This is a genomic window from Verrucosispora sp. SN26_14.1 (assembly GCF_004307965.1).
In the GTDB taxonomy this organism is placed as follows: Bacteria; Actinomycetota; Actinomycetes; order Mycobacteriales; family Micromonosporaceae; genus Micromonospora.
Genome location: NZ_SISL01000201.1, coordinates 1 through 10,535, shown reverse-complemented (window position 1 = coordinate 10,535; position 10,535 = coordinate 1). Strand labels below are relative to the sequence as shown.

General features: G+C 72.3%; 10 protein-coding genes. 3 read left to right on the top strand and 7 right to left on the bottom strand.

The genetic code is table 11. The features are described from left to right. The 6 genes from EYA84_RS18250 to EYA84_RS18225 form a co-directional block, all read right to left on the bottom strand. Nucleotides 1–1,086 (bottom strand): substrate-binding domain-containing protein (locus tag EYA84_RS18250; RefSeq protein ID WP_236145831.1); only part of this gene is annotated, 1,086 nt, incomplete at its 3' end. Nucleotides 1,087–1,231: 145 nt separating this feature from the next. Beyond that, nucleotides 1,232–2,266 carry a lactonase family protein gene (locus EYA84_RS18245; protein ID WP_131054267.1) on the bottom strand — a complete coding sequence of 345 codons (1,035 nt, stop codon included), beginning with the start codon at nucleotides 2,264–2,266 and terminating at the stop codon, nucleotides 1,232–1,234. Nucleotides 2,267–2,407: 141 nt separating this feature from the next. After that, nucleotides 2,408–3,010: an ATP/GTP-binding protein gene (locus tag EYA84_RS18240; protein ID WP_131054266.1), complete on the bottom strand. Its 603-nt coding sequence runs from the start codon at nucleotides 3,008–3,010 to the stop codon at nucleotides 2,408–2,410. Next, nucleotides 2,991–3,380 carry a DUF742 domain-containing protein gene (locus EYA84_RS18235; RefSeq protein ID WP_131054265.1) on the bottom strand — a complete coding sequence of 130 codons (390 nt, stop codon included), beginning with the start codon at nucleotides 3,378–3,380 and terminating at the stop codon, nucleotides 2,991–2,993. Before EYA84_RS18235 ends, EYA84_RS18240 begins: the two co-directional genes overlap by 20 nt. Further along, nucleotides 3,370–3,789, bottom strand: coding sequence for a roadblock/LC7 domain-containing protein (locus EYA84_RS18230; RefSeq protein WP_176095081.1), 420 nt, complete (start codon nucleotides 3,787–3,789; stop codon nucleotides 3,370–3,372). The genes EYA84_RS18235 and EYA84_RS18230 overlap by 11 nt, the downstream gene beginning before the upstream one ends. Continuing rightward, nucleotides 3,789–6,647 (bottom strand): nitrate- and nitrite sensing domain-containing protein, encoded by a 2,859-nt coding sequence (locus EYA84_RS18225; protein WP_131054268.1) that lies wholly within the window; start codon nucleotides 6,645–6,647, stop codon nucleotides 3,789–3,791. The genes EYA84_RS18230 and EYA84_RS18225 overlap by 1 nt, the downstream gene beginning before the upstream one ends. A 377-nt stretch (nucleotides 6,648–7,024) precedes the next feature. Between EYA84_RS18225 and EYA84_RS18220 the strand changes: the two genes are divergently transcribed. From EYA84_RS18220 to EYA84_RS18210, 3 genes are all read left to right on the top strand, one after another. After that, the gene (locus EYA84_RS18220) at nucleotides 7,025–7,621 is read left to right on the top strand and encodes a hypothetical protein (RefSeq protein ID WP_131054263.1); all 597 of its coding nucleotides are present in this window, start codon (nucleotides 7,025–7,027) and stop codon (nucleotides 7,619–7,621) included. Nucleotides 7,622–7,631: 10 nt separating this feature from the next. Beyond that, complete coding sequence (locus EYA84_RS18215; RefSeq protein ID WP_131054262.1) at nucleotides 7,632–8,555, top strand: hypothetical protein; 924 nt, start codon at nucleotides 7,632–7,634, stop codon at nucleotides 8,553–8,555. 129 nt (nucleotides 8,556–8,684) lie between these two features. Continuing rightward, nucleotides 8,685–9,062, top strand: coding sequence for a hypothetical protein (locus tag EYA84_RS18210; RefSeq protein ID WP_131054261.1), 378 nt, complete (start codon nucleotides 8,685–8,687; stop codon nucleotides 9,060–9,062). 146 nt (nucleotides 9,063–9,208) lie between these two features. On the opposite strand, the gene EYA84_RS18205 is transcribed toward EYA84_RS18210, so the two are convergent. After that, nucleotides 9,209–10,535, bottom strand: a 1,327-nt coding sequence (locus EYA84_RS18205; RefSeq protein WP_131054260.1) for a glycoside hydrolase family 6 protein, incomplete at its 5' end; no start/stop codon positions are given.

Genomic DNA, 10,535 nt, shown 5'->3' with positions numbered 1-10,535 from the left:
GCCCTGCGGCGGGGGCGCTGCGGAGGCGTCGCCACCGGCCGGAGAGGGCGCGCCCTGCGGGGCGGCGAAGCCGCTCCCCCAGTTCCCGTCCGGCCCGCGCAGCGACTGCGCGGCCAGCTTGTCCTTGAACGACGAGGTGGTCAGCGCCTCGAACAGCACACGGGCGGCGGACGCCTTGGCCGGATCGATACCGGGCAGTACCGCGTACGGATAGTCCAACGGCAGCGGCGCCGGTTTGAGATAGAGCGCCGCCAGCGGCACCGGAGGCTTGCGGGCGTTGTACTGGATGACGTCCTCTTCGGAGAGGGCCGCCGCACCGAGCGCACTGGCGAGCGTGGTGTTGTCCGTCGAGGTCGGGAACTTCGCGAGCAGGTCCTGACGCAGCGCCGAGGCGCCCGACGCCAGCGCCCGCAACGCGCCGACCCGGTCCTGCTCGGCGGTGGCACCACCGGTGGACGACGCCGCGGTCATCAGCGACAGCAGGCCGGACAGCCCGGCGGCGTCCCGGGTCGGCTCCACGATCCCGGTCCGCAGCGGCCGGTCGCTGTTGACCCGGGCCAGCAACTGGGTCCAGTCGAGTTCCTTCTGCGGCCAGCCCAGCCGGGCGGCGATCGGCTCGGGCATCGCGACGACCACCGGGCTGCTGGCGATCGACGCCCCGTTGCCCGGCTCGAAGGCCGCCGCGCCACCGGTCTTGAGCCGCAGCAGCCAGGTGGAGGAGTCCGGGATCCAGACATCGGGGCTCACCGCGGTGCCACTGGCCTGGCCGACGCCGGCCAGGGTCGCGCCGTGCTTGGCCGCCACCACCGCCGCCACCTCGACCGGGTCGGCCGCCGAGACCGTCACGTCGATGCAGGTCCCCTCGACGGCGGCACCCTTCTCCTCCCACTCGGTGGCCGCTTGGTCCACCGCGGGAGCGATCTCGTTGGCCACGGCGACGGACAGCTCGATCTTGCCCGAGCAGTCCTGACCCGCGAGTTGGCGATAGCCGACCCATCCCCCGGCCGTGACGACGAGAACGCCGACCGCCGCCGCGGCGGCGGCGCCGTGAAAACCTGAACGCATGCGATGGCGGCCTGCTGACACGCAGACCATCTTGCGTATCCCGCCGGTGGACTGCCATGGCCGTTCGGTCGAAAGTTACAGAGGAGAAACAGTTTCCCTCGATTTGATAACTTTGCGTGACGAAGTCACGGCGCAATGTGGATGCATCTATGTCTCAGGCCCACGATCAGGGCAGAACGCAGGTAGGGCTCGCGACCACCAGCGGCTCCCCCAGTGGCGCCGGTACGCCGGTCTCCCGATCGAGGAGAAAAATGCGTACCATATCCGCCCGCTCGTCGGCGACATAGAGGTGCTCGCCGATGATGACGAAGTGGCGCGGCCACTCGCCGCCGGTGTCCACCTCGGCGACCTGCTCCGGAAGTTTCGCGCCGAGGGCGAAGACGGTGATCGTGCCCACTCCCCGGTTGGCGACGTAGAGGAAACGCCCGTCGGCACCCACGGCGATCTCCGACGGCTGTACGTGCCCGCCCCTGCTGCTGGCCTCGACCCGACCGAGTTCCTGGAGCCCACCGTCGCCGGCCACCTCGTACGTGAGGACCGAGCCGTCCAACTCGCCCGAGACGTAGCAGCGCCGGCCGTCCGGGTGCCGGGCCAGGTGCCGCGGCCCCACCCCCGGGGCGGTCCGTACCCGGGCACCCCGGGGCGACAGTGCGCCCGCCGCGTCGAGGTCGTACCGGTAGATCGAGTCGGTGCCCAGGTCGACGGCGAACAGCGGTGCGCCGTCCGTGCCGGGCACGACCATGTGGGCGTGCGCCTGCTCCTGCCGCTCGGGGTCCGGCCCGTGCCCCTGGTGGGCCACCACGTCGGTACGCGCGCCCGGGACACCGTCGGCGTCGAGCGGGAACACCGTCACGCTGCCGCTGCTGTAGTTGGCCACCACGAGATGCCCGCCGTCCGGCGTGACTGCCAGGTGGCACGGATCCGCGCCACCGGTCGGCTGAGTGCCGGCGGCGTCCAGCTCTCCGTCGGCCCCCACCCGCCAGGCGCTGATCTCGCCGGTGGGTAGTTCGTTGACCGCGTACAGCATCGGCAGTCGGGGGTGGCGGGCGAGGAAGGACGGCGACGCGGTGACCGCGACCGTGCCCAGCGACGTCAGGTCGCCGGTGTGCGGATCCCGGCGGGCCGCGACGATGCCGGTGGCCCGGCCGCCGCTGGACGCCGTGTAGCCGCCGATGTGCACGATCTCGCCCTGAACCGCCACCGTGTTCCGCCTCCCTGCCGAATGTCGTGTCGATCTCACCAGAAGCCTTGCCCCGATGCGGGCCGGTTAGACCTGGAATCCGCGACGGACCTCCGGTCCTTCCCGGAGCAGCCCGGCCCCGGCCCGCCTCCGGGATCCGGGTCAGGCGGCCGGCACCGGCTCGCCCCGCTGCCGGGCCACGTGCTCGACCAGGGAGATCAACACTGTCTTGCCGGACTGCCGGTCGCGGGCGTCGCAGAGCACCATCGGCACGTTGCCGTCGAGGTCGAGAGCGCGGCGGACCGCCTCCAGGCTGAACCGCTGCGAGTTGTCGAAGCAGTTGACGCCGACCACGAACGGGATGCCACGCTGCTCGAAGTAGTCGATCGACGGGAAGCAGTCGGCCAGCCGCCGGGTGTCCGCCAGCACCACCGCACCGAGCGCCCCGAACGCCAGCTCGTCCCAGAGGAACCAGAACCGGTCCTGCCCGGGCGTACCGAACAGGTAGAGCTGGAGGTCGTCGTTGATGGTGATGCGGCCGAAGTCCATCGCCACCGTGGTGGTCGACTTGGTCTCCACCCCGGAGAGGTCGTCGGTCTCGATGCCCGCCCCGGTCAGGATCTCCTCGGTCTGCAACGGCCGGACCTCGCTCAACGCGCTGACCAACGTCGTCTTGCCGGCGCCGAAGCCACCGGCGACGAGGATCTTCAGCGCGATCGGGATACCGTGTTCCCGCCGCTCGCCGTCATAACGCACGGAGTCCATCGACCACCGCCTTGAGGATGTCGTTGTCGGGCAGGTACGTGGCACGTGGCGGCTGGTGCACGGCGACCAGTCCCCGGGAGAGTAGATCGCCGAGCAGTACCCGGACCACACCGATGGCGAGATTGAGGTCGGCGGCGAGTTCCACCACCGGCGTTCCCCGACCGGCGAGTTCCACCAACAGCCGGTGTTCCGGGTACAGCTCCGGGTAGGCGCCGAGGTCCGGGTCCGGCTTCGCCAGCACGTACGCCACCAGGTCCAAGGCGTCCGCGCTGGCCCGTACCCGGCCACCGGTCAGCGTGTACGGCCGGACCACCGGCCCGGCATCGGCGTCGAGCCATTCGTGCTGGTTCCCCGGTAAGTCAGTGCGCATCGGCGGCACCCACCGACGCCCGGGTCGGTGTCCCGAGATTCTCGCCCACCCGGGTCACCAGCATCGCCATCTCGTACGCCACCAGGCCGATGTCGGCATCGGCGTCACTGGCGACAGCGAGGCAGGCACCCTGCCCCGCCGCCGTCACGAAGAGGTACGCGTCCTCCATCTCCACCACCGTCTGGCGCACCGGCCCGCCGGTGAGGTGGCGGCTCGCGCCCCGGGCCAGGCTGGACAGTCCGGAGGCCAGCGCACAGAGGTGCTCGGCGTCGGCCTTGTCCATCCCGGTGGAGCAGCCGAGGAGCAGCCCGTCCGCCGAGAGCACCACCGCCTGCCGCGCGGTCGGTACCCGCTCCAACAAGTCGTCCAACAACCAGCCGAGATCGGCACTCTGCCTCGTCGAATGCATCAGGCGTCCCTCTCAGTCGCGGTCGGGGGTTGCACAGTCGCCGGGTCACCGGCCGGCGGCCCTGCCGGCTCGGTGTCTCGGTCCTGCTCGTGGTCGGGGGAAGCCACACCGGATCGACCCGGCGAGAGCGATCCGGTACGCCCGGCCTCTCCGGTGGGTGCTCCGGCCGTCACCGCCTGGTCGGTCGGTGATCCGCTACGTCCCGCCTCGCCGTTCGGCGGTCCGGTACGTACCGCGTCACCGGTGGACGGTCCGGTGGACCCCGCGTCGTCGTTCGGCGCGACGGCGGCGCGTCGGCCCCGCGCGGTGCCCGCCTGGAGTGCCGACATGAACCGACGGGCCTCCTCCGGGCTGCGTGGGGTCGGCTCGCCGAGCGGCCGGATCGGCCCGCGCGGGACCACCACCGGTTGCCGCATCGTCGGCCCGTCGATCGCCGAGGACACCGCCGGCATCTGCACCGTCGGCGCGTCGAGGCCGTCCTGCGCACGGCGCGGTGCCGCCCGGTGCCCGGCCGGACCGGACGACCCGTCACTGGACGCACCGGTGCCGGACGGACCGGTGCCGGAGGCCACTGGGGGCGTCGACCCGACCGGTGCCGGTCCGGCGGCGTCGGCGACCGGGGATGAGGTGGCGGCGGAGGGTACGGCGGTGTCTGGCGACGCGGTGGCGGCCGACGGCGTGGTGGCGGCCGGGCCCCGCTGACGGATGCGGCGGGGCAGACCGTCCGCCTCGGCCGGGCCGACCGTGGAGCCGAAGGTGGGACCGCCCCGGCCACCGGTCGCACTCGCCGGCACCGCCTCGGTGGTGGTCGGCTTCTCCGGCTCGGCCTGTGATCGCGTGGTCTGCCGGGGCACTGTGGTCAACCGGGTGGCCCGGGCCAGCCGGCGCTGTTCCGGGGTGGTGGCCTGGTCGTCTCCGGCGGGAGTGTCCAGGTCGGGCAGGGGTGACGGCTCGGCGGTGATGAGTGCCCCCGGGATCAGCACCACGGCGGTCAGCCCGGTCCCGTCCGACTCCCGCAACCGCACGCGTACGTCGTGCCGGGCGGCGAGCCGCGCGACCACGAACAGCCCCAGCCGCGCGGTCTCGGCCGGGTCGAAGTCCGGTGACCGGGCGAGCTTGCGGTTGGCCTCCTCGATGGCGGCGGCCGTCATGCCGAGCCCGTGATCGGTGACGGAGAGCGCGTACCCGTGGGCGACGTGCTCGCCCGAGATCTCCACACGGGAGTCCGGCGGCGAGTACGCGGTGGCGTTCTCGATCAGTTCGGCGAGCAGGTGGATGACGTCGCCGACGACCCGACCCACCGTGCCGGCGGCCTGGACGTTGACGATGTCCACCCGGTCGTACGACTCGACCTCGGAGATCGCGCCCCGGATCAGGTCCACCATGGCGACCGGGTTTCGCCAGCCCCGCCCGGGTGCCGCACCGGCGAGGATGACCAGGTCCTCGGCGTGCCGCCGAAGCCGGGTGGCGAGGTGGTCCACCCGGAACAGTTCGGCCAGGTGGTCCGGGTCCTCGGCGTCGCGTTCCATCCGGTCGAGCACGGTGAGCTGCCGGTGCACCAGGCCCTGGCTGCGTCGGGCGATGTTCAGGAAGACCTCGTTGAGGCCGCGACGCAGGCTCACCTCGACCATGGCGGACCGGATCGCGGCCTTGTGCACCTCGGTGAACGCCTGGGCCACCTGGCCGATCTCGTCCGCGCCCCGGTCGGCCAGCGGCGCCTCGTGGGCCACGTCCACCTGCTCGCCCCGGCGCAGCCGCTCCACCACCTCGGGCAGGCGCTCCTCGGCCTCCTTGACGGTGCCGCGTACCTGGGTCAACCGCTTCGCCAGCGACCGGCCGACCCGCAGCGCGACGACCAGCGAGAGCACGACGGCGACCAGACCGAGCAACCCGGCGGCGGCCAGCCGGACCAGGGTGCGCACCGCCATCGGCACCGAGCGGTCGGCCAGACCGTCGGCCTGGGTCAGCTCGAAGTCGCGCAGCGACCGCTGCACCGTGTCGTAGCTGGTCTGCCAGGCCTGCTGGTCGATCCGGAGTCGGGCCGAGGGATCGGCGGCGACCAGCTCGTCCTGCATCTGCCGCAACTGCGTGAACTCGTCCTGCTCGGTCAACCGCTGGTACGCCACACGGTCCGGCTCCGGCAGGTCGGCCACCGCGCTCTCGGCCAGGAAGCGCTGGTTGGCGATGCCCTGCACGAGCAGCGTGTGCTCGCCCTCGGCGAGTCGTCCGCCGATCAACGCGCCGGCCAGCAGCGCGTCGGTCTGACCGAGCAGCTCCCGCGAGCGGCCGATGTCGGTCAGCGCCCGCGCCTCCCGGTTGAGATCCTGGTCCGGCAGGTTCGCCAGCGCGGAGAAGGTGTGGAACGCGGACGAGATCATGCCACTGTAGAGACCGATCACCCCGGCCCGGTCGAGGTCCCGGCGATCGATGAACGCACGCCCCGACGGCAGCGCCTCCAGTTCGCCGAGGAGCCGGTCCAGCCGGGTCTCCAGCAGCTCACCGGCGGCGTCGCGCAGTTGCTCTCCGGAGACCCGGCGCTGGAGTTCGGCGATCGCGATGTCGGTGCGGTCCCGCTGTGCGACGAGCTCCGGCAGTACGCAGTTGGTCGGTGGTTGACCGCAGACCGTGCGCGGCGAGCCGAGATGGACCACCGAGAGCCGCCGCTCCCGTTGCAGCTCGGCCACCACCGTCTCGCCCGGCCGGCCCAGGTCGTACAGAAGGGTCCGGGCGGCGAGCAGATCCAGTGCGGGGCCGAAGGTGAGCGTGGTCGCGAAGATCCACAGTGCCAGCAGCGCGGTCACCGGCACCACGACCAGCGCGGTCAGCTTGGAGCGGATCGGCCAGTCGCGGGTGTTCAATCGGACCTCGCCCGGGAGGGTGGCTGGAAGGGCTCCGGCACGGCCGGGCAGCACCGTCACCGACACGCGCCTCGGCTGCCCGCCGGGGCGCCGGGGTTCGGGCGCCTTGGGCAGGATACGTAATCCCCGCCGGACGCACTACCGTCTGTCGAGACTACCTATACGGTGCCGGACGTACCGAGGACGCCCCTGCCGCCCGCAACGGGCGACCGTGCGGTGCCCGTCCCGGTCCCGGCCTCGGTCGATGTGACTGTCCGCCCTTCGCCCCCTTCGGACGACGTTCCGCCCTGGCCACCACCGATCCGGATGAGGAAAGTGCCCCGGAACGGGATTGGCGATCAGTGCCAGGAGGGAATACCTGAAGCGAAGGAGGAGCCATGTCGCCCACGCAGATAGTCGTCACCGTCCTCGTCATCCTGGTGGTCGCCGCCGTGGCCGCGGCCGTCGTCGTGGCCGGCCGCCGCCGTTCGCTACGGCAACGCTTCGGCCCGGAGTACGACCACGTCGTCGCCGAGCGGGACAGTCGCAGCGACGCCGAGCGCGAGCTGCGGGACCGGGAACGCCGGCACGCGGATCTCGAACTCGTCCCGCTGGACCCCGAGTCCCGCGCCCGGTACGCCGCCGCCTGGGAGGAACTCCAGGTGCGTTTCATCGACTCCCCCGCCGAGACCGTCGGTCAGGCCGACGAACTGGTCACGCGACTCGTCGCCGAGCGGGGTTACCCCACCGGTGACTTCTCCGACCAGCTCGCCCACCTCTCCGTCGAGCACGCCCGGACGCTCGGCCACTACCGGGACGCGCACGAGATCCACCTGCGCAACTCGCGGGGCGAGGCCGGCACCGAGGACCTTCGCCAGGCCGTCGTCCACTACCGCGCCCTCTTCGCCGACCTGCTCGGCGAGGAACCGGTCGCGTCGACCACCACCCCGGAGCAGCGCCACCCCGAGGCCGCCCATGACGCCACGAACCGCTGAGGAGAGCACCATGCGGCAAGACGAGCAGCAGCTCAACAACGACCACCCCGAGGCCGTCCGGTCTGCCCCGGTGGCAGTGCCGCCGAACGGTGACCACCGGGACGTACCGGACGACCTCGACCACACCGACGAGCCGACGGACCGCGACCGGGTGGAGTCCACCGACCGCAACCGCCCCTGGGACGGTCGGCCGGGCGACGACGACCGTGCCGACGAGGTGACCGATCCCGCTCCGGTGCCGACCGCTTTCGGTGCCACCTCGGTCGGTGGCGCGGTGGCCGCGTCCGCGCTGGCCAGCCCGCGCCCGGAGGACGAGATCGACCCGCGCGAGGAGCGCACCGCGGCGCCGGGCGACGGCGCGGTCGACGGTGAGCGGGAGGGGCTGCGGGCCGACCCGACCGCCGAGTTCGACCGGAGCGGCGACGACCTCGACGAACTCGACGACACTGGTACGGCCGTCGACCGTGGGCCGGGCGGCCACCGGGCCGACGACCTCGACGGGCGGATCGAGTCGCGGGACATCCCCGGTGACGCGTCGACCGTCGACACCACCGACGTGGCGGCGGCCGGCGGCCCCGGTTACGGCAGCGCCACCCCGACGATGGTCGACCCGGACGGGCAGTCGCCGGCCGGCGGCACCGACGCCGGATCGACGGTTCCGGCCGGCGCGGCGACCCTCTTCGACGAGTCGACCGCACAGGGCTTCCGGGACCGCTGGCGTGACGTCCAGCTCCGTTTCGTGGACGACCCGCAGGCCGCCGCCGGTCAGGCGCAGTCGCTCGTCGACGAGGCCATGCAGGCGCTGTCCGCGGCGCTGGCGGAGCACAAGAGCAAGCTCGGCGGGTGGCAGGATGCGGGCTCGCCCGACACCGAGCAGCTCCGGGTGGCGGTCCGCGGTTACCGCGACTTCCTCGACCGGGTGCTCGGCCGCTGATCACCGTCGAAGGCGGGTGTCCCCGGACGGGACGCCCGCCTTCGTCGTGTCGTCGTAGGCATGGCCCGGTGACCGGCGGGTACCCGCAGGGGGCCGGAGGAACCGTGCGGCGGACAGGAGGGCGGCAGGATGACGGATCGCGACCGACCGCTGGAGGAGCGCCCCGAGGTGGCCGCGGCGGTGGACGACGACAGCGGCGTGCCCGAGCTGATGACCGGCGGCGGGGCCGACCGGGACACCCCGGCCTTCGCCGGGCCGGGTGAGCGGATCGACCTCGACGCGCCCACCGAGGACGTCATCGCCGACCCGTACGCGGCGGGCACCGGCGCGACCGGGACCGGCACCGGAGCCGCCCCGGCCGACATCCGTACCGGTGCCGAGCAGCCGTGGGACCCGGAGGACCTGGTGATGGCCCGAGGCCAGGACCTCACCCCCGAGAACATCGAGCGCGCCCGGCGTGAGCTGGCCGAGACCGGCCGGGCGGCGATCGAGAAGACGGTGCCCTGAGCACGGTACGGGCCCACCCGGTTCGAGTGGACCCGCGCCGCGCGGCGAGAGGGGCCCCTGGTCCGACCGGTGCGGTCGGACCAGGGGCCCGGGGAACCCGCCGCCGCAGCGCCTCACCTACTGCTGGCGGCCGGTATGCCTGACCGTCAGGACAACGGCGGGTAGGCGTTGCGCATCAGCTCGGCGAACTGCGCCGAGAACCAGGCGCCCGAGATCGGGGCGTCGGCCAGGGCACCGCTGCGGCTGTTGCCGTTACGGTCGTTACCGGTGTAGGTCGGGTCGCACATCCGGTCGAAGCCCTTGCCGTCGTTGTTCGGGATCTCGCGGCTGGAGCCGTCCGACTCGCCCGGGGGCTTGGCCCAGACGTACGCGTCGATACCCGCCGCCGGCGCGGCCTTCGGCCGCTCGCCCATGCCCGCACCGGCCTGGTTGCACCAGTTGCCCTTGTGGATGCGACGGTCGACCCGGCCACCGTCCACGTAGGCGTCCACGCTGGTCGTCGGGCCCGCGCCGGTGGGCCGGGCGCTGCCGCCCCAGCCGTTACGGGAGGTGTCGATCAGCATGCCGATGCCGCTCGGGAAGCCCTGCCGGACCAGTTCCTGCCGGAACGCCTGAGCGAAGCTCTGCTCGTCGTTGTAGAAGTTCCAGTCGATCCACTTGGCCTGGCGCACCGTCTGCCCGTTGACCGTGTCGCTGATCTTCGCGTACGGCTCGATCAGGGCGGAGTAGTTCGCCGTGTTGGTGATGAAGCCGTGCACGTGGTTGACCGTGCTGCCGGAGGCGGTGGCGGCCTCCTTCAGGACCTGGGCGCTCGGGACGAAGTTGCTGTCCCAGCCGAGCCAGCCGTGGTGCCCGGCGTCGACGTAGTTGTAGACGTTCGAGAGCGCGCCCAGCTTGGCCAGCGCGTAACCGACACCCTGCACGTACGCGCCGTTGGCCTTCACCGTGTCGCACATCACGGTGCCACCCGGGTTGTTGGAGGTGTTGGTCACCAGGTTCGGCAGCGAGTCGACCTCGATGACGTTGATGATCCGCAGGTTGCGGTACTTCGCGTCACCCATGATCGCCGCGATCGGGTCGATGTACTCCGCCTTGTACTTCGGCAGCTCGTCGGCCTTCAGCTCACCGTTGGAGGCGAGCGCCGCGCAGTCACGGCCGGGCAGGTTGTAGATGACGAACTGGATGTACTCGGCGTTCTGCCGCAGCGCCTCGTCCAGGTGGTCCCGGATGCCCATCGGGCCGTTGGACTGGCTGTTGTCCGTACCCTCGATCGCGGCGATCCGGTCGATCCAGACGGCGGTCGAGATGCTCGACACCCGGTTGCCGCCGGTGACCGACTCGGCCCGGGCCTTCCACTCCGGGTTCACGTAGCCCCGGGCGTTCAGGTACGGGTTGTCGACCTTGGTGCCGGGCGGCGGCGTCGTGGGCGGCGGGGTGGTGGGCGGAGGCGTCGTCGGCGGAGGCGTGGTGGGC